Source organism: Tunturiibacter psychrotolerans, from assembly GCF_051013365.1.
Taxonomy (GTDB): domain Bacteria; phylum Acidobacteriota; class Terriglobia; order Terriglobales; family Acidobacteriaceae; genus Edaphobacter; species Edaphobacter psychrotolerans_A.
Genome location: NZ_CP132941.1, coordinates 3229259 through 3248775, shown reverse-complemented (window position 1 = coordinate 3248775; position 19517 = coordinate 3229259). Strand labels below are relative to the sequence as shown.

General features: G+C 54.6%; 13 protein-coding genes and 1 pseudogene. 5 read left to right on the top strand and 9 right to left on the bottom strand.

Annotated elements, in window-relative coordinates; genetic code table 11:
- Positions 1-404 precede the first annotated feature (404 nt).
- The gene (locus RBB76_RS13570) at positions 405-1529 is read left to right on the top strand and encodes an acyltransferase family protein (protein ID WP_429631275.1); all 1125 of its coding nucleotides are present in this window, start codon (positions 405-407) and stop codon (positions 1527-1529) included.
- A gap of 124 nt (positions 1530-1653) precedes the next feature.
- Here RBB76_RS13570 and agaR read toward each other — a convergent pair whose 3' ends face one another.
- Together agaR and RBB76_RS13560 are read right to left on the bottom strand one after the other, a co-directional pair.
- Positions 1654-2511, bottom strand: a complete 858-nt coding sequence (gene agaR, locus RBB76_RS13565; RefSeq protein ID WP_429631277.1) for a transcriptional repressor AgaR — start codon at positions 2509-2511, stop codon at positions 1654-1656.
- Positions 2512-2632: 121 nt separating this feature from the next.
- A pseudogene (locus RBB76_RS13560) lies at positions 2633-2814 on the bottom strand (IS481 family transposase); the annotation flags it as partial.
- A gap of 34 nt (positions 2815-2848) precedes the next feature.
- Here RBB76_RS13560 and RBB76_RS13555 point away from each other — a divergent pair.
- Entirely contained in the window at positions 2849-3973 is a 1125-nt protein-coding gene (locus tag RBB76_RS13555) for an amidohydrolase family protein (protein ID WP_429631279.1), read from the top strand.
- Positions 3974-4060: 87 nt separating this feature from the next.
- Here RBB76_RS13555 and RBB76_RS13550 read toward each other — a convergent pair whose 3' ends face one another.
- On the bottom strand, positions 4061-6214 hold the full coding sequence (locus tag RBB76_RS13550; protein ID WP_429631281.1) for a hypothetical protein: 2154 nt from the start codon (positions 6212-6214) through the stop codon (positions 4061-4063).
- 358 nt (positions 6215-6572) lie between these two features.
- Positions 6573-6779 (bottom strand): hypothetical protein, encoded by a 207-nt coding sequence (locus tag RBB76_RS13545; RefSeq protein WP_429631283.1) that lies wholly within the window; start codon positions 6777-6779, stop codon positions 6573-6575.
- A gap of 464 nt (positions 6780-7243) precedes the next feature.
- On the opposite strand from RBB76_RS13545, the gene RBB76_RS13540 reads away from it, so the two are divergent.
- Positions 7244-7621 (top strand): tautomerase family protein, encoded by a 378-nt coding sequence (locus tag RBB76_RS13540; protein ID WP_429631285.1) that lies wholly within the window; start codon positions 7244-7246, stop codon positions 7619-7621.
- Between the two features lie 93 nt (positions 7622-7714).
- On the opposite strand, the gene RBB76_RS13535 is transcribed toward RBB76_RS13540, so the two are convergent.
- Both RBB76_RS13535 and RBB76_RS13530 read right to left on the bottom strand, forming a co-directional pair.
- The gene (locus RBB76_RS13535) at positions 7715-8290 is read right to left on the bottom strand and encodes a PEP-CTERM sorting domain-containing protein (RefSeq protein ID WP_429631287.1); all 576 of its coding nucleotides are present in this window, start codon (positions 8288-8290) and stop codon (positions 7715-7717) included.
- A gap of 535 nt (positions 8291-8825) precedes the next feature.
- Entirely contained in the window at positions 8826-10127 is a 1302-nt protein-coding gene (locus RBB76_RS13530) for a nucleotide-binding protein (protein ID WP_429631289.1), read from the bottom strand.
- A 662-nt stretch (positions 10128-10789) separates the two neighbouring features.
- Here RBB76_RS13530 and RBB76_RS13525 point away from each other — a divergent pair.
- On the top strand, positions 10790-12892 hold the full coding sequence (locus RBB76_RS13525) for an alpha-galactosidase D (RefSeq protein ID WP_429631291.1): 2103 nt from the start codon (positions 10790-10792) through the stop codon (positions 12890-12892).
- An 84-nt stretch (positions 12893-12976) separates the two neighbouring features.
- Here RBB76_RS13525 and RBB76_RS13520 read toward each other — a convergent pair whose 3' ends face one another.
- Positions 12977-14023, bottom strand: coding sequence for a LacI family DNA-binding transcriptional regulator (locus RBB76_RS13520; protein WP_429631293.1), 1047 nt, complete (start codon positions 14021-14023; stop codon positions 12977-12979).
- 367 nt (positions 14024-14390) lie between these two features.
- On the opposite strand from RBB76_RS13520, the gene RBB76_RS13515 reads away from it, so the two are divergent.
- The gene (locus RBB76_RS13515) at positions 14391-16400 is read left to right on the top strand and encodes a hypothetical protein (RefSeq protein ID WP_429631295.1); all 2010 of its coding nucleotides are present in this window, start codon (positions 14391-14393) and stop codon (positions 16398-16400) included.
- 83 nt (positions 16401-16483) lie between these two features.
- Here the strand turns inward: RBB76_RS13515 and RBB76_RS13510 are convergent, their stop codons facing one another.
- Together RBB76_RS13510 and RBB76_RS13505 are read right to left on the bottom strand one after the other, a co-directional pair.
- Positions 16484-17197 (bottom strand): SGNH/GDSL hydrolase family protein, encoded by a 714-nt coding sequence (locus tag RBB76_RS13510; protein ID WP_429631297.1) that lies wholly within the window; start codon positions 17195-17197, stop codon positions 16484-16486.
- Positions 17198-17261: 64 nt separating this feature from the next.
- Positions 17262-19508, bottom strand: coding sequence for an alpha-galactosidase (locus tag RBB76_RS13505; protein ID WP_429631299.1), 2247 nt, complete (start codon positions 19506-19508; stop codon positions 17262-17264).
- Positions 19509-19517: the final 9 nt, after the last annotated feature.

Here is a 19517-nt window from a genome sequence, read left to right as displayed (position 1 = left end):
ACCCAGGCAAATTATGTAGTGGCAGCGTATCAACGCGTGCCCTCCCGCTCCGAGTCTCTCGCAACGATAACATTGTTATGAACTTACATAATTGCTGCCCACGGGTGACGGCTGATCTCGCATCCCGAATAATGCCAGGTCGAAGGGCGGGATACCGGCTCAGGTGAAAGTCCGGAAGCCCGGAATTCCGCAGTTGCGGAAAGAGTTCAACCCGTCACGTTTCATGCGGAGCGTCAAAAATAGAAATTGAATAGACCGCATTCGAAAGATAATGATACTTTTATATCGCTTCCCATATCGACAACCATCATCTGCCTGAGGATTTGCCCATGGGGGAAACTTCCGTGATTCAAGAGCAAAAAGTGCAGCGAAACATTGCGGTGGACGCCTACCGCGGCTTCGTCATGCTGCTGATGATGGCGGAAGTCCTTCAGTTTGCCCACGTAGCTCTATCGTTCCCCAACAGCTTGTTTTGGCGAATCCTGGCCTTCAACCAATCCCACGTCGAGTGGGTGGGCATGAGTCTCCATGACACGATCCAGCCTTCCTTTACCTTTCTTGTCGGAGTTGCCCTTCCCTACTCACTGCGAAGCCGACAGAAGAAAGGCACCTCTTTCGCGCGCATGCTCGGCCATACCATCTGGCGTAGTTTCCTGCTTATCGCACTGGGAATCTTCTTACGGTCCACACATAGCCCCATCACTTATTTCACCTTCGAAGACACCCTGACGCAGATTGGCCTCGGTTACACTTTTGCTTTTCTGTTGACGTTCGCTCGTCCGCGCTGGCAATGGACGGCATTGGCAGCGATCCTGTTCGGCTACTGGCTGGCATGGGCTCTTTATCCGGCGCCGGGTCCGAATTTCAACTACGCGGCGGTGGGTGTGCCGGACAACTGGCATCAACACTTGCTCACCGGTTTTGCAGCACACTGGAATATGAACAGCAACTTGGGCCAGGCTTTCGATGTCTGGTTCCTGAACTTGTTTCCCCGCACCAGTCCGTTTGTGTACAACGACGGCGGCTATCTTACCCTGAGCTTCATTCCGACACTGGCAACAATGCTGCTGGGGGTTGCTGCGGGACGCTGGTCGCTGGCGGCATCGCCGGCGATTCCGATGCGGAAGTTCCTGGTAGCAGGCGGCGCTTTCATGGCTGCCGGCCTGTTGTTCCACTTTGCCGGTGTTTGCCCCATCGTGAAGCGCGTCTGGACGCCTTCATGGACGCTGTTCAGCGGAGGCGTGTGCTTCTTCTATCTGGCTGCCTTTTCGTGGGTCATCGAAATCAAGAAGCAGCGTGGCCTTGCGTTCCCGCTTGTCGTGATCGGCATGAACTCCATCGCCGCGTATCTGATTGCTCACCTCTGTGAAGAATTTGTTGAGAGCAGCATCCGCATCAATCTAGGGGCAGGCTTTTTGAATATGCTGGGAAGCGATCAGGCGCCGATCGTTCTTGGAACTCTCACCCTGGGAATCTACTGGCTCATGCTGTTCTGGATGTATCGCAAGAAGCTTTTTATTCGAATCTAGCTAGATGTCGACACGAGCAAACGGGCATTCTGATTTCAGCAGCAACAATGCACGCTGAGTACAGACTGCCCGCTTCGGCGCTGTGGACACGCGACTGCGTCACGCCAGTATCCCAAAATACTGGCTAGACCAGTATGAGATTGCAGCCGATAGCCCGCAATTTTTCCTGGACCTCTTCCTCGAGGCTGGTGTTACTGATAACGGTGTCGATCTGTGAAAATAGCGCGATGCGCGACATGCTGCGCTTGGAAAACTTGCTGGAATCGGCCACCAGAATGATTTCGCGCGCAATGCGAATCATCGCCCGGTTCACCATCGTCTCTTCCAAGTTCGCTCCGCTTACACCGAAGTTGAGATCGCATCCTGCTCCGCTCAGAAAAAGCTTGTCGGCGGAGAATTGTTCGAACATTTGTTCCGCGAAGTGACCGCTGATGGACGCCGACTCACCGCGCACCGTTCCGCCCACAATGAAGACCTGCACATCGCGCGCATCCAGCAGCTCAGCGGCGATATTGACTCCGTTGGTAATCACCTGCAGACCCGGCTTCTTCTTGATCTGCCGAGCGATTTCCAGGGTCGTTGTGCCGGAATCCAGGATAATGGTCTCGCCGTCGTCAATCAGAGTGGCCGCCATCGCGCCGATGCGCCGCTTTTCGTCCGAGTGGGTCTTCAGGCGCTCGTGTACGGGCGACTCCCGCAGGATTGTTTCCGGAAGGACCGCTCCTCCGTGGGAGCGCAGCACGAGGCCACGCTGATGTAATTCGTTCAGATCGCTGCGGATGGTTACAGCCGACGTATTGAAACGGGTGGCCAGTCCATTGACCCGCACCCGGCCGGCGCTGCGGATGATCTGCAGGATCTGCGTCCGCCGCTCCTCGGCCATCATTCCGTCTAGCGGCATTTCCGCCGCCGATCCGCCGGTTGCCGGCTCCAGCGCCGATCCCTCGTCGGGATCATCCACTATCGGGCTATCTTTCATCATTGAACAACTCCGTGTTTTCGTACAATCGCGCCTTAAGACTAACCTAACTCGAGAGCAAAAGAATAAGAGGATGCTACCTGCAAAGCATGCGAGTAGGGAACTTGTCGGGGGTTGTGAGCTATAAGAAGAAAGATGCGGCCCGGATGTCGGCTCGTTCGAGGAGTTCAACGAAGGCGAACTTGGAGGTTCGGTCGATGGCGACGAAGAGATAGAGTCTGCCTTCCGCCGTACGCATCTCGGCCAGGTCGATATGGAAAAGCTAATCGGATAGCTGTTGAACTTCTTCCTCTTCGCTTGTACCCCTTATTATGCGATCTAACTCAATGAGGTAAATTTTGTGAAAACACTCGCGCTACCGTTGGCCTTGATGTTAATTGCTGGGAGACAGTCGTCCACGAAAAGCACTCCTGATGTTAGATCTACATCCGCACCGATAACGGGTGATTTCAATGATCAGGAGCTGTTGCAATTCACAGCGCTAGAACCCATTGATACTCACACTCATATCTACGAGAGCGATCCAGTGTTCTTTGCGATGCTGCAAAAGCTTCACTTACATATTTTAGACATTGTAGTCGTGGCCGATAACAATACCCCTGAGAGGAGAGATTTATCAAAAGAAAGCAAGGATGTCTTTGAAGTCGTTCACAACAGTAACGGCCATGCGGCCGCGTGTACAACATTCGATGCATACCGTTTCAATCAGAGCGACTTCGCGGCGGTTGCGATTCGCCAGCTTAACCAAAGTTTCGATGAGGGGGCCATCGCAGTAAAACTATGGAAGAACGTCGGTATGGAAATCAAGGATGCCAAAGGCAACTACATCCTTCCCGACGATCCCTCCCTTGAGCCTATCTATAAGGACATCGCTGCTCACGGCAAGACGCTGGTTACACATGTTGCAGATCCCGACACAGCGTGGTCTCCTCCAAATCCTACAGACCCTGACTTCTCCTACTTTGCGGACCATCCAGAGTGGTACATGTACAAGATCCCCCATTCCCCATCCAAGGAGACAATCCTTCAAGCACGCGATCATGTTCTTGAAAAAAATCCAGATCTTCGCATGGTTGGAGCCCACATTGGCAGTATGGAAGGAGATTTTAGCCAAGTGGCCCGGCATCTGGATCGCTATCCAAACTTTGCCGTAGATCTTGCCTCCCGCATACCTTATCTAATGATGCAACCCCGTGCCGATATGATCGCTTTCATAACTAAATATCAAGATCGATTGATCTACGGTACCGACGACACACTCAACCCGCAGGACAATGTTCATCAAATGGTAAGAAGATCCGAGTCCTCCTACGCGCGGGAATGGCGTTTCCTTGCAACCGATGATGCGTTGGATTTCCGTGGGCACAAGGTTGAAGGTCTAGCTTTGCCTGAGCCGGTGTTGCGGAAGCTATATCACGATAATGCGGTCCATTGGTTTCCCGGCATTCTTAGTAGCTCCCACTGAATTCCAAGAGCCACTCGACCGATAGCGAGATAGCTCCATCCACAATGAAGAAACAGCACAGCGTGCAGTGAGACTCAGTTGCGCACATTACTCACTGCTGCGGGTTGCGATGCATGAATGACTCGTTTCTCCTTTGCCATCGCGGTGATCCTCCTCCCGGCACACAGTGATGGGCGCCGAGGTTGCGCTGGGGTAGACCGGAAGCGGTGTTTGTGTTTCTCCGGGCGGTTCTGTTGGACTGCAGCACCTCGCGATCGAATTTCCCGAGTACACTGCCGTAATCGTGTTTGCGCCTTTCACAAGCTGCGACGCACTGATCGGCATACTTGCCTCAGATGTCGTAGCGCTGGTCGGCAGTAAGGTTTGCGTTGCCAGCAAGGTCGACCCAAGCATGTAGCTCACCGTACCGCTCGGCACACCGGCGCCGCCAGGAATGGCAGAGACCGTAGTAGTCAGAGTGGTCGAATGACCCGGCTTAAGAGTATCCGTCGTCGCAGTCAAATCCACTCTCAATTTGTTGTGAACGCTGGTTCCGGTGTTTTGGTAGGCACCTATGTCAATGCTCGAGCCTTTCGTCCGGCGATTACCAAGGAAGTCGGTGCTTCCATAAATAGAGTCGGGGGAACTGTCATGGGGATCACACCAGCCAACGCTGCACGACAGGCTGGTGCTGCCAGCTCCGACGGCCGGAGAAGTCGGGTGGATGTCAAAATTCGAAGGCGTGTCTCCCAGATCCACGAACTGCGGGTTCCTGTTCACGGAGTTTGCATCTTCCCCGCTGGTGCTTTGCCAGTTTGCAAAACTCGTGTAGGTGCTCACGCCAGCCCACGAGATTGACGTTCCTTCCACGTATCCCGCCTCTGAGTGGTAGAGGTTCCAATTGAGAGTGGCGGGCGGGGCAGGATACTCCGTGGAAGCTGGGGCGTAGCTGTTGATCCAGATATTGGGTGAGCCAGAATAGACAATGTTGTTTTCGAAATAATCTTCTTGGGCACTGCCTACCTGGTTCTGAATCTGGTAGTCGCCACTTGGCGTCCCTTCATCTGAGTTTCCTGGTTGGGCACCGTTGTCATAGAGAGTGTTGTTGACGAAGACATCGTGGTAGCTGCTGCCGCCTCCATTACTCCCACCGCCTTTTTTGGTCGCGGTCGCGTAACCGCCGATGGACATACCGCAGGAATTTGCCTTGTAGAACAGGTTGTTGCGTACTGTAGCGAACATGCCGTAACACGGAAGCTTGCCTCTGGCAGCGGTTCCAGTGTTGTTTGGGCCAGACCACTCAGTGCCAGTGGCCTGGCAGACCTGATTTTCGCTGGTTGTCTCGATGCCGTAGTCGACCTGGAAGATCACGTTTCTCTCGAACGTGACATATCCGCACCCGTCACAATAGAGTCCATCGGCGTCATATTCACGACCCTCGCTCGGATTCGCTATTCCGCTGATGTTATAGACCGTGTTCCCGCTGACCACACCATAACTAGCCTGGTCGTAACCGACGGGACCTGTGCCTTCGTATCCAATGATGTCGATGCCAATATTGTTATTGTCGTGAACGAGGTTGTTGGTGACTTTAAAATGGGTCACGTTCCCGTTTAGGGTCATCGATTCGCTATTCCCTGTCTTCAAGTTGTAGAGCTCGTTGCCACTGACAACCAACTCGGTAATGGGAGTCCGCGATGTGCCGTATGCAAACAACCCGCAAGCGTTGCCGCTCGTTGTAGTGGTCACAATGTTGTGGATCAAATTGTTTAGAATATGGATCCCCGTGCCCGAGCCCGTGATCCAGACGCCACACGGAACCCCATCGCCGCTCGTAGACAAATTGCGGAGTTCAAACCCACTGATGGTGATGTAGCTTAGGGCTCCCGAGATTGTGATGAGACCTTGCGTGCCCGCTACGATTAGGCCGGTACCGTCGATGATCGCCGTCTGTCCGGGATAGCTCTGGAATGTAATTGGCGCCTTCTCCGTTCCAGAATTCGGGAAGCTGACAGTCTCTGTGTAAACGCCCCCGAAGACGTACACTGTGGCGCCTGCCGTGGCTGAATTTGCCGCTTTCTGGATGGTTAACCAGGGGGCGCTGAGAGTTCCGGGATTGTTATCACTTCCGCTCGTGGACACATAGTAGGCGGCCCCGGTTTGTGCGCCAAGCGATACCGAAGCGAATAGAAACAGAATAAAAGAAGAGAGTATCCAAAACGGAGAGTGCCGGTGAGATCGGGAAGCTGTGTGGAATGTCATTTTGTGAAACTCCTTCTCCTCTACCTTTTCGCTTGGGCGCATCTTACGCCTCGCTTCCGAATGGCTGTCAAGGATGTTTTTTATCTTTCACATGGCAACCTAACTAATTGCGCGTAATTTCGTTTAATTTCATATAGATTATTTGCCCGGACCGGAGAGGTATGTGGGCCAGGAGTTAAGGGGCTTTGCTATTCGCTTGCAATGCGATGGAGGCGCTGGGATGCGGTTTACAGAGGTGGAAAGTTTCGAGTTCCGCTCGAATGCCTACATCGGAGTTGAGATACATAGCCTAGCGGTCGCCAATTGGGCGTGAATTTTGGGTGGGGTGGAAGGGGTTGAGCTTCGCCGAAAGGCCAATTTATGGGATGGAACGTGAGGCTTCCAATGCAATGGCCTGCTTGATGCTTGCAGCAATACCGCGATAGGTGCGCTGAATCTCTCGCAGGCGGAGCAGTTCGCCAGAGGTGTCGGGAGGATCGTTGGCGATCTGGTCCTCGATCGCCTGGATGTCTCGCACGACGGCCTCCAGCTCTTTTTCCAGCAATTCACGCGGTGATTGTGGCATGGTCTCCTGCGCTTTGTTCCCCTTCAGGGTACTGCGTTTTTCGTCGACCGGACGAACCCCGGGCGGAATTCGTCCCGAAGTTGTTGTGGGGAGACGAATATTTTTTTGTGGGTGGGGTTTGTGGTGTTTTGCAGGGGTTTTTGCGAAAAACGGGTGTTTGATCGTGGTTTTTTGGTGGTGTAGACGTGGTGGTTGGGTGGTGAAACGTGGTGTTTTTGCAGTCAGTTTTTTGGCTTCGAAAAATGCGCCACGGTTTCTGAGTTTATTTTTTGGGGTTCCCGTTTCGGGAATGCGATACGGCTCTCCCCGCTCATGCGATGAGAACTGCATGAATGGGGCACCCGGCCGTTTGCCGCTATCATAGAGCGGAACTGTCAGTCAGGCACGAAGTCCTGTCACCTGCTTCGGCTTGGAAGAGAAATCTGAATGTCTTTCAACCAATTCCGCACTCAGAGGAGACTATTATGCCGTTTGCTCGAATCGATCTGCTTAGAGGAAAGACTGCCGAGTATCGCGCCATTGTGGCTGACGTCGTATACCAGGGGATCGTCGATGTCCTGAAGGCTCCGGACGGCGACCGCTTCATCGTCATCGGCGAGCATTCCCCCGACAATTTAATCTACGACCCCAAATTCCTCGGGTGGAATCGATCGCCTGACTTCATGTTGATACAGGTGACCAGCACTGTCGGCAATAACAAGGATTCGAAGCTTGCTTTCTACCGATTTATAGCCGACGAACTGAAGAGCAGGCTAGCCGTGCGCCCCGATGACATCATGATCAACATGGTCTTTGTTGACCGCTCGGATTGGTCCTTCGGCAATGGAGAGCCGTGGGTTTAGCGGCTCGCTTCGCTTGGGTGCCCACTCGTGCAATGAAACTGCATGAATGGGCACCAGAGGTAGGGGTTGGATTCAGGTATGGGTCGCCCGCCGTTAACGGGTCATCCTGCGTTTGAGTGTGGTGATTCCTCCGAGGATTCCAGTTGCCATGAGGGCGAAGGTGGAGGGTTCGGGGACGGTTGGGTTGGAGAGCGGTTCGATGGTGAGGGTGCCGGGGATGGGTGGGTACTCTATGACAGGCTGGTACTCGCCGTTGAAGGTTCCAGTGAGAAAGGTGGGGGCGCTCACAGGGCCTGTGAAGAGAGCGGGGAGACCGGAGATCTGCAGGAAAGCTCGGGCCGGAGGGATGGGGGCGGACAAGTTTCCGTAGTAGGCGTAGGTGACGAAGGTGTCGGTGGGTGACTCCTCGTAGAAGTTGACGAGGTAGTAGTTGGATCCGGTGGGGGAGGTGCCGAGAACGGTGATGCAGTTCGAGGCTGGGCAGACTCCGAAGAGACCGTCCAAGTAGGAGGGCGGAGGGGATGCGGGGATGTCGATGACTGCGTCAGCTGGGACGAAGCCGGGTTTTGTGAAGTTGAAGGTTAGCTGGTCGATGGCGTCGGCGTGAGCGTTGAGGGGGATGGACAAGGCAGAGGCAAAGAGGGCAAGAGCGAAGAGAGCTTTGCGCATTAGGGTTCCCTTCTCGAATTGATGTGAGGTAAGGGTGCGCTCGCTTTTTGGGGGCGTCAAGTGAATTATGTGGGTGGAAGGGGGTTCGAGCTTCGCTCGAAGGCCCACATCTCAGGATCGAGATATGGGGCATCCAAGGTATAGGCTTGAGTTCATGGATCGGCCATCCGCCAATTGGTCACAACTGCGAAGACGACACAGGATGGTGTCGGTGGTGCTCGCCACAGCAGGTGGGTCTTGCACTGCGTGGATTGCTATTTGGGGCAGCGTTAAATTCTTTGTCTACCGATACCCGCATGACGGAATGAATGGTCTCGGCGCTTTATTTGTCGCCATCATTGCATTGCCCTTGTCCTGGGTTGTTTTGTACATGCTCTTGATGAGATGGCAGCATGTCAGGGCGTGGAGAAGACAACAAGGTATTTCTTGAACATCTTCAAAGCGTTCGAGCTTTGCTCGAATGCCCACATCTCAGAATCGAGATATGGGGCATCCGCGCTAGTGGTTATTCAGATGTGGGCGACCCGCCATTGGACTAACTTTTGCGCGTCACACGAATCTTCGCTCTCCCAAGTGCTAGAGGTAATTCTCGAACGTTTCCCTTGGTGGGTTTTCCACCCGTTGTGATTGCTGCGATGGCGAATTCTCCTGGACCCGAATTCACATTTCCGAAGTATGCTTTTAGCTTCCATCGGCCATTCGCGACAGTCAATCGTCCTTGCGGATACCAAATATCGTCGGCCAGAACAAAGACTTGCAGATCGTTCGCTTTGGCAACAGAGTTTCCAAAATTCACTGTGCCCTCAACGATGTGCTCGCGTTCGACAACCCCATCGTGGGGGGGATATTCAATCGTAATTTGTGGTGCGCCAATTGGATAAAGATGTTGCGAGCGTTTTAGCCAATCCGGCAATTCGTCACATACGCACATATGGCTCACCTTCATGCCAGGGCGGATGAGGATACCGGTAACGGCGTCGATTTTGCCAACATATGGTTTGAGCCGGTCAAGTTCTAAGACAATAGATTGATAGCGATCTTCCTCAAGGTGTGGAAGTCGAATCATGAATTCATTGCGAGGGTTACCCCAACCCTCTGAGTCATAGGAATCCGACATAGCCAACAGAACCTTCTCCGACTCCGCTCGAACCGACACGTAAAAGCGCCTGTCCGCCAAATTTGGCGCCGCTTTGAAGCGTACCGCACAAAAGCGCCCTCGCCATTCAAGGTTGTTATACCGTGGGAAAAGTATTCCGATGTTACCTTCAGTAATGATTTCAATACCTTCATGGTCAGCAATAGTGGCGGAAGCTTCAGTGCTCCCATATGTCCACCAGCCCGGTCCAATGGCAACTCGTTCATTCTCGCGATAAAGGCCAGGACGAGGAACAATCTGCGAGATGGCACTTCGAATTTGAGTACAAGCATCTTCTATCGCCTTGTCTGCATTTGTTAGTGCCAAGTTTTCATCAAACTCGGCCGGTGTGAATCCCGACAAGTCAGATAGCCATTTTAGAGATCTATCTTTCGCGCGAATAACGAGTGCGCGGTGAGATCCCAACCGCCCGCAGAACAGTCCATGTTCAAAAATGACATTATCGCGCGGACCGAACGAGTCGACGCCTCGACTTATAACCGCGTCGTCCTTCCCGAACACAAAGATCCCTAGATCGAATTTGTCGATTCCCGTCGTCAGTGTCTCAATCGTCGTATGAGATAACTTGAAAAAATCGTCTGTCCATACCTGACAATCAAGCACGTCTTTCAGATTGTGTCTTAGCGCATTTGCAACATTCAGGTTCTCCGAAGAACTGCCAATGAATGCATGGAGTTTCATTGTCTATCGATGCCTTTCATGAACGGTGAATCATACGTGCTCTGCTGAATTTGAAGACCGGACTGTGGGCACACTAACTTTGACTCAAAAGTGATCGCGTGCGCCCATCCTCCGCGACCTTGGCGAACGTATGCTTTCGATGAAAGTAAACGCCCGCATAGAATGAAAGTTCCGGCACATGCTAACGCCTTACGTGAAAGTATCACCATCTTTCGCTTGGAGGAAGAGCAAGGCGTTTCTCGTCAGCAGCTCGCTCGCTTGTCAGAATGATCGGTCTCAAGTGCCTGTTTGAAATTCAGGAGTGTTCAAAGCTTTGGCTGGTCCTCGGGATTGAGATTGGACTGTTCCGCCTTCTCTGAGTCGGGGTTATGGAGATGCGCGTGCCGCGGGCCGGCAAGTCGCTCTTGCGTCTTCGAATCACCGGGCGGTCGGCATTTCCACTTCGCCACGTCTTGAACAGCCGTGCAGGAAACGCGGCTTGACGCCGACGATCCATCTTTATTGAAAAGTTACTTGCCAAATCTTTGGGCACAGGAGTATTTTTCATTGGCGCAAGTTAACTCTCACTATTGAAAACCGAAAATGTGAGGGTCGGCGCATGCAACTACTCGCCATGGGAGACCCGAATGCTGAGAAAACCGCTTTCCTGGATGCAAACTATCGTGAAATCTCGCCTCTTACTTGCCACAACGCTCATAGCCTGCGCGACCGGAAGTCACGCGCAGGTGAATGGAGTGGGCCAACGACCGTATCTCGGCTGGAGCACCTACAGCCAACAGACAATCGCTCCCACGCAGACCTTCCTCACCCAGGACAGCATCATCGCGCAGTCCGATGCTTTGCGGAACTCCGGCCTGCAGCCGCACGGATACATTTACATCAACGTCGATGCGGGCTGGACCGGGGCCTCCGATGCGTATGGCCGTACGTTGTTCGACACCACACGCTTCCCCGACGTGGTCGCGATGATCCAGCATATTCATGCCAACGGACAGAAGTTCGGGATGTACCTGAACCCTGGTGTCGGCACCGATCAGGTCGCAGCCAATAAGCCTATTCTCGGAACTCCGTATCACCTGCAGGACATCATTGTGAAGCCGGCAACCATCGCGAACGCGTTCGGAGGAGGCGACAAGATCGACTACACCAAGCCGGGAGCGCAGGAGTACATCAACTCCGTTGTCGATCTCTACGCTTCGTGGGGTGCGGACTTTATCAAACTCGACGCTGTCACGCCGGGCTCGTATAACGACGACACCAGCATCGACAATCGTCCTGACGTAGCCGCATTTTCCAAGGCGATTGCGCAGAGCGGACGTCCGATCTGGCTGACGATATCGTGGGCGCTCGATCAGGATTACATCGCAGACTGGCAGGCGACCAGCAACGCACGGCGCATCGAAGGCGACGTAGAGTGCGAGGGAGATTGCCCCTTTCTGACGGAGTGGAATCGTATCCAAGTTCGCTTCCTCGATCTTCCGAGTTGGGAGTCGGCCGCGGGACCCACGCTGGGATGGAACGATCTGGATTCTCTTGAGATCGGTAACGACGCGACCGATGGCATCACGCCGCAGGAACAGCAGACGGCGATGAGCTTCTGGGCGATGGCTAACGCTCCGCTCTCGATTGGCGGGGATCTAACGAAGATGTCAGCGACAGGCAAGAAGATTCTCGGCAACGACGAGGTGATCGCGGTCGACCAGTCGGGCCATCCGGCGCAGCAGATTCGCGCAGGCTTTACGCCGATCTGGGCGTCGAATCTGGGCAATGGCGAGTATTACGTTGCTCTCTTCAACCTGAACTCGATTCCCACGCGGGTGAGCCTGCCGTGGAGCGATCTCGGCTTCGCCGCGACGCTTACCACGCGGGACCTATGGAGCCACACGGAGCTTGGGCCGTCGCTGCTTGAGTACTCGACCGTTGTGCCGGGTCATGGCGTGCGTTTGCTCAAGGTGCGCGGTGTGGTGAAGGTGCCTCCGGCCAAGTCCACCAGCTATGAGGCGTACCAGGCGACGCTCACCGGATCGGCCCAGGTTGCGGATTGTCCGCTGTGCTCGGAGGGCAAGAAGGTTGGTTACCTCGGCCTCGGCCCGAACAACAACGTTTTCTTCGACGATGTAAAGGTCGATCGCGATGGCGTCTACAACATGGAAGTTGATTCGGCTACGAACGGTACCCGCTCTTACATCATCAATGTCAATGGAGGCCCGGCAATCACGCTTAACTCAAGTGGTGGAAGCGGAGACATTCCCTCCAAGTTGACGATTCCGGTGAAGTTGAAAAAAGGCGACAACAGCATCGAGTTCGGAAATCCCATCAGCTATCCTCCCGATCTCGACCGTATTGTGATCAGTGGAAGCGGGACCGCGCCTTATCCTGAGGCGCAGACCTACGAAGCGGAGCTGGCAACGCTCAGCGGCTCTGCGAGCGCTGGGTTCAACGGCAACGCCTCCGGTCTGGCCAAGGCCGGAAACATCGGCGGAGGAGCAGGAAACAGCGTGACCTTCGCGGATGTCGAGGTGCCATCCGCTGGTACCTACAACCTTGAAATTGATTACTTCACGCAAGGGCCACGGTCGTTCTTCGTCACCGTAAACGATCAGCCGGCCAAAGAGCTCGACCTCAATGGATACAGCTTCGGCACGCCGACGAGCACTGTTATCCAGGTCCAGCTTGCGGCTGGCAAGAATCAGATCGTGTTCGATAACCCCTCGAACTACGCTCCTGATTTGGACGCAATCACCATTTCGCCACTTGTCTTCTAGTCGTTCGTCAACACTTCGGGCCTCTTCTTAGATAGAAGGGGCCTTTTTTGTTTGCATCGAGAGCAGTTTACTAGCGAGACTACTTCATTTTTTACGAAGTGGACGGCCTGTCGATTGACGAACGATAAGTTCAACGGGAATGTAGAGCTGCCTGCCAGAACCGTTTCGCCCGAGGCGGATCTCCTCTATGGCTCCGTGACAGCTTTGGGCGATAAGTTTGCGAGAAACGCTCATGGTTGTCAGACTCGGTGATACCAGATCATCCAGTTCGATGCCATCGAACCCGACGATAGAGACTTCATTTGGGACAGAGATGTTCAAGGTGCGTGCCGCCCGAAGAGCTCCCAGCGCAGTGAGATCATTGACTCCAATGACAGCGGTGGGCCTGTCCGCCAGGAGCATGAGGTTGCGTATCTCACGGTCTCCTCCGTCGGCACGATAGTTTCCATAGCGGACATACTCATGGCGGACCGTAATTCCGTGAATCTTGAGGGAGGCTTGAAAGGCCTCCAACCTCAACTTCGAGATCATGAGCCCCGGTGAACCGCCGATGAAAGCGATCTTTCGGTGCCCAAGGTCTTTCAAATAGCCGATCGCTTGCCTCATTCCTTCCTCATGCATCAAACTCACGTCACTGAAGCTAGGGCCGGTTCGGCGGCTATCAATGGCCACCGTTGGTACCTTGCGAAGCGTGAGCAATTGATACGGCTCCAGTTCGTCGAGCGATGGCAGAACGACGACGCCGTCGACAAGCCTCATGAGCAACTGGCGGACCGAAGTGAGAGCCCCACCAACACTGGCCTCTGCGTTCGCCAGCAGAACAACCTGTCCGTTGGCTGAGGCCAGCGCCTCAAATTCCCGAAGAAATTCGGAAAAGAACGGGTTTGTCAGGTCTGGAACGATGACGCCGATAGCATGACTCTGCCCATACTTTAATGTGCGCGCCGAGATGTTTGGGACGAAGTTAAGTTTCGCTACCGCGCGTCGTACCGCGAGCGCGGTCTCCTCTGTGACCAGCGAAGAGCCATCCAGGGCGCGCGAGACCGTGGCTACTGACACTCCCGCGTGGCCTGCAACATCACGCATCGTCGCAGGCTTTTTAGGACCTGACTTCTCGGCCTTCTGGCGCATGGATTCCGTCTCCGCGACTGCGAAATCTGTTGCTGAACTTCAAATCGCCACGATCAATCTCCCGCTCAGTCTACGCGATTGTCGAGAGCAACTAACGAAACGATCGGGCTAAGAACGCTTTGCGAAGTTGACACACTTCAAAGCACCGCTATATTGTGAGTTTGCATGTAACCGGATACATTTTGAAGTGTAAAACAGTCGTCAAGATGACTGACCTGATGCTTTGACTGCAACCTGGGAGGTTGCAGATCTCTTTTTGAGAGCCTTCATGCTTCTGAAGCTGAATCGAAGTTCCGCGGCACCATTCGTCTTCTCTCTTGTTCTAGCGTGCACGGTAACCAATTGCATTCGCGCGCAGGGCCCTACCGTGTCCGACGCGAAGGCTGTCGTAGTGAAGGTCGATTCCGCAACGGGAGAGATCACTCTGCGATGGCGGGACGGAAGCGAGCTACATGGGCTCACGTCAAATGTAACGCTGACCGACGGACGTCTGCTGACCACTGACACCTATACACGGCATAGGGTCATTAACGGCTCACATGAGATCACGGTCGAACATACTAAGCCTGGGCTGCCTACATTGACTCAGCATGTCTACATCCCAGCCGGAAAGCCGTGGGTAGAGATCCAAGCTGAACTGGATTCCTCGACCACCCCTGTTTCGACCAATCGCTTCGTGGCGGTGCGGGTACAGGGGGAAGGAGCACTCCAAGTCGCGCATGAGGACGCACTGCGTGTGCTCCACGTGCCGTATGACAATGACATGTGGTTTCGCTTCAATGCTGTAGCTCTACAGCAGCCCGACCAACACATCACAAGCAACGAGGTGACGACGATCTACGACAACACAAGCCGCCGCGGCTTTGTGTTCGGATCGTTGACCCACGATGTCTGGAAGACCTCGTTGACTGTGTATGCGCAGAACGGGTCGTTGAAAGACCTCGAGGTCTTCGGTGGTTTGCAGGGGCAACTCGGCGAACGGAGCGATACGCATGACTTTGTGGCTCATGGTGTTGTGAGCGGCATGAAGGTGCTGTCTCCCCGCGTGATGGTGGGAGAGTTCCGTGATTGGCGCAATGGCATGGAAGCTTACGGCAAACGGAACGCCGAACTGCATCCACCGCTCGCGTGGTCCGGCGCACGTCCATTGGGCTGGAATAGTTGGGCAGCCTACGCCGACAAGATCAACCGCCAACGTTACATCGGCTCTGCCCAGTTCGTCCATGACAAGCTGAGCCCTGAAGGATTCTCGCGGAAGGTGGTCTACATCAACTTCGATGCGTTTTGGTCCAGCCTGGACGGGGTAGCGCTCGAAGACGCAATGGCCACCGTGAAATCGATGAAGTCGAGCGACGGCACCGTTTTCGAACCCGGTATCTATTGGACGCCATTTGCTGCCTGGGGCGGCGATCTCGACGCGTTTGTCGAGGGAACGGATGGGAAGTACCGGTATCGCGACATTCTGCTTAAAGGACCTGACGGCACATTTTTGCCGACGGTCGACGGCGGCAGGCCTATCGATCCAACCGCACCTGGCACGCGACTGCGGACGCAGTTCTACATCGACATGCTTGCGAAGATGGGCTTTAAATATCTCAAGCTCGACTTTCTCAGCCACGGCGCATTGGAAGGCGTCCACGCTGATCCTGCGATCCAGACCGGAACCGAGGCTTACAACCTGGGCATGCAGGACGTCGTGAAGGCGAACGCAGGACGCATGTTCCTGAGCCTCTCCATTGCCCCACTGTTCCCCTCCGGCTATGGCAACGCGAGAAGACTCTCTTGCGATACGAAAGGTCACATCAGCGGTAAAGATCAATCGACGGAATATATGTTGAATGCGTTGACCTATGCCTGGTGGACGGACGAAAGTCTGTACCTCATCGACCCCGACCACATCCCATTAGGGACCAAGGCCGACGAGGGAGCACGCAATCTCGTGGAAGCTCAAAGCCGCCTTCTATCGACGATCATCAGCGGGGGCATGATTCTGGATAGTACGCGGCTGGCGGACGATCCCGACGGGCAAGCAATGGCACTGCAGGTGTACAACAATCGCGCCCTGATGAAGGTGGCCGATGAAGGGAAGGTCTTTCGCCCCGTGGAAGGCGACACGGGGGATGCTGCCGCGAAGATCTTCGCGCGACAATCCACTCGCGGCTACTACATCGCCGTCTTCAACTTCGACGACAAAGAGAAACACACCATCCAGGTGAATCTCGATCGCATTGATCCCAAATTCAAGGGCTCTGTTGCACGCGATGTCGCATCCGGTGTCTCCGCATCAATGTCAGGAAGTAACCTTGCCGTCGATCTGGCACCCTCCGAGTCGCGCCTGATCGAGGTATCCGGCTCAAGCGAGCGAACGACAAAGTGAGATACGTATGAAGGGCCAGTGGAACAGAGTTACATTCCCGTTCTGAGTTGTAAGGCACTAAACAAACTTCGTCGAACGCCGCCTCATCTTCGCAGTGCTGCACGAATCGTTTCGGCAGCCTGATCGCCCATGAGGGCTGCGCCTGAGGGCCCAAAATGCACTGTGTCCTCGTAGGTGTCCAGGTGCTTCATCATGAGTGAATGCTGGTCATCAATCGTGATTCCAAGCGAAGAGAACAACGCTTGTGCAATCTGGTTCCGCTCGTTGATTCGCTCATTCGTGGCGCCGTTGAAGGCGTTTATCTGCACGGGCGTGATCGTCGCCCAGACCAACGCATGGTGACTCGGAGCGATCTGCTCAACACTGTGGAGCAGATCGGGCAACGCAGTTTTGTACTGTGCCTCTGAGTAGTTCCAACCATGCATACCGTTGTTGAAGTGAATCACCCGGAAAGTGACATTCTCCATGGCTGCGAACTCCTCAATTTGTCGCGGAAGCCGCGGATCTCCCACTGAGGTGGACACGGCCATGAGATAGACATTCGCAGCCCCTTTCAGGTCCTTCGTGACTTCAGGAAAGTAGTTGCGTGTGATGGAATCTCCGAGCAGCAGCACGTTGGGAAGAGCCGGATCTGCGTGTGGTGGCCGCACCTCCCACGTCCACTCAATCTCCTCCGGAATGGAAGGCTGTTTCTGAGCCTTGCCGAGCAGCGTCGTGCAGGCGAGCAACGCGGCTATCGCGATGGAGCAGTAAAGAGGCTTGTGATTGGCATAGTGAGTCAGGCTGCGTAAACGCATGGACGCGTGCAAATTATTCTCCCGATGATTACCTGTTCTGAACCCAGCGCATGAGCGGTGATGATTACTTCGTTTGGGTCAAGGTGAATGCCAGCGCCTGAAAATCGCCGCGGAGTTTGAGACCAAGCCCATGATGCATCCAGTATGAGCCAGAAGCAGTGACGGGCGTTCCGTCGTCAACGTTTCCGGCGATCATGGATAGGGTGTAGGTTGCGTTCTCTTCGAGTCCGCGCAACTGCACGAGTGGAAATGGATAGAGCTCGCGGCTGGAATGAAGGAAGGCAAACGTGACAGCTTGTTTGCCATCTCGTGAGACGGTCTCCGTGACGGATTGCTCGCTGTTGTTCTCCGGAGCGATGAGCCGGTAGAGAGAACCGCGCTGGACCGTTTCACGAATGGATTTGTACGCAGCTACCATCGTCCGGGCCTGGTCCAGATCTTCGCGCGTCCATTTGTTCAGGTTGGCTCCGACGCCGAGCGCCCCCTGCATGGACGACAAGAAGCGATACTCGAGTGAGAGCGATCGACTGTTCACCCAGGTGGGTGAATCCGTGACCCAGGCGGCCATGACTCCGGGCGAGTACGCATAGGTGAAGCCGTTCTGGATAAACAGCCGGTCGTAAGCATCCGTGTTGTCCGAAGGCCAGACTTCATCGGTGTAGCGCATGACCCCGAGGTCAACGCGGCTGCCACCACCCGAGCAGGACTCGATCTCGACATTCGGATGCTTCTGTCGCAGCTCGACGAGGATGGAGTAGAAATTATTGGTGAAGTCGACGTAAACGTTCTTCTCGGAGTCGGGCGCAGCCGCGGGCCAACCGGGTTCGGACCAGTTACGGTTGTAGTCCCACTTGAGAAAGGCGATGTTATTCTCTGTTAGCAAATTGTCGAGAAAGCCATAGACATACGCCCGCACATCAGGCCGGGCGAGGTTGAGCACTAACTGGTTGCGCCCCTCCGTACGCGGACGCCCCGGAAAGTTCAATACCCAGTCGGGATGCTTGTGATAGAGATCGCTGTTTGGATTCACCATTTCAGGCTCAACCCACAGACCGAAATCCATGCCTAACGAGTGCACCTTATCGATGAGCGGCTTGAGACCATGGGGGAACTTTTGCTGGTTCACGTACCAGTCGCCGAGGCCGGAATGATCGTTCCTGCGTTCGCCGAACCATCCGTCATCCATCACAAAGCGCTCGACGCCGATGCTTGCCGCTTTTTCGGCGAGCGCCATCTGGCCAGCTTCATTTACGTCGAATCCAGTCGCTTCCCACGAGTTATAGACGACGGGTCGCAGCTTTGGCTTGGGATGACGGGGCAAGACGGAGTCGATTTCGTAACGATGCATCAGCCGGGATGCGCCCCCGATGCCGTGGCTAGAGTAGCCTCCATAGAAGTCGGGCGTGGTGAGTTTTTCGTGAGGCTTCAGCAGATAGGCGAAGTCGAAGGCATTCGGACCGCCGGTGACGCGTACTTGTTGGAGTTGATCCTGCTCCACAGATATCTGCCACGACCCGCTCCAACCGAGCGCCCCAAACCATACCTCACCTTGATCTTGATCACCTGCGCCTTCGCGGTCGATAGCAAACCACGGGTTGTTTTGTGCGCCGGTAGTGCCGCGGCGGCTCTCGAGCACGGTTTTACCCGGCTCTATATGCCTCTCCTGCACGTTCCACTCCCCTGCCCAGCGGCCGGTGAGATAGCGAAGCCGATAGTCTGTGCCACGTGGGAGATTCCAGGTGCCAGCTGCAATCTGCTCCACCGTGAACGGAACGCCGGTGCGATTCTCTATTGTCGCGGAGTGGCGAAGGATTCCCGTCTCTCCATCGGCCTGGTAGTTAAGCGTGACGTATACATCGCGTGAGATGTCTTTCATCACGATGGAGAGTGTATCTCCATCAATACGATTCGAGACGTATTTCAGTGCAAGATCTCGATTGCCATCAGGAAAGGTGATCTTCAGATCTGGGTCGACATAGAGTCCGCCTCCCCACCCTACATACTCCTGTGGAGTGACAGTAATGGGAAGTTCGAACGATGAAAGCTCCGGCATACTGTGTGCGGCGGCGAAATGATCACTTGCAGCGAGATGTCCGCCCCAGTACAAGTTCTGGAGCCCCTGCACTTCATTAATACCGAATACATAGGTGCTGTCGGCGGCATCGATGCGAAACACACCGGTGGTGGAATCGAACTGAATGGTCGCCGGGCTTGTTTGGGCGCTTACGTTGACGGTGAAACAACTAGACAAAGCCAGCACCAGAGCGGCAATACGTAGATGGAGAGCCGAAATGACCGTACAACACTGCATGAAGACAAA

Coding starts and splice junctions, on each gene's coding strand:
- RBB76_RS13530 (WP_429631289.1), bottom strand. CDS start 10,127: ATGAAACTCCATGCATTCATTGGCAGTTCTTCGGAGAACCTGAATGTT.
- RBB76_RS13570 (WP_429631275.1), top strand. CDS start 405: ATGCTGCTGATGATGGCGGAAGTCCTTCAGTTTGCCCACGTAGCTCTA.
- RBB76_RS13545 (WP_429631283.1), bottom strand. CDS start 6,779: ATGCCACAATCACCGCGTGAATTGCTGGAAAAAGAGCTGGAGGCCGTC.
- RBB76_RS13535 (WP_429631287.1), bottom strand. CDS start 8,290: ATGCGCAAAGCTCTCTTCGCTCTTGCCCTCTTTGCCTCTGCCTTGTCC.
- RBB76_RS13505 (WP_429631299.1), bottom strand. CDS start 19,508: ATGCAGTGTTGTACGGTCATTTCGGCTCTCCATCTACGTATTGCCGCT.
- agaR (WP_429631277.1), bottom strand. CDS start 2,511: ATGATGAAAGATAGCCCGATAGTGGATGATCCCGACGAGGGATCGGCG.
- RBB76_RS13550 (WP_429631281.1), bottom strand. CDS start 6,214: ATGACATTCCACACAGCTTCCCGATCTCACCGGCACTCTCCGTTTTGG.
- RBB76_RS13510 (WP_429631297.1), bottom strand. CDS start 17,197: ATGCGTTTACGCAGCCTGACTCACTATGCCAATCACAAGCCTCTTTAC.
- RBB76_RS13520 (WP_429631293.1), bottom strand. CDS start 14,023: ATGCGCCAGAAGGCCGAGAAGTCAGGTCCTAAAAAGCCTGCGACGATG.
- RBB76_RS13540 (WP_429631285.1), top strand. CDS start 7,244: ATGCCGTTTGCTCGAATCGATCTGCTTAGAGGAAAGACTGCCGAGTAT.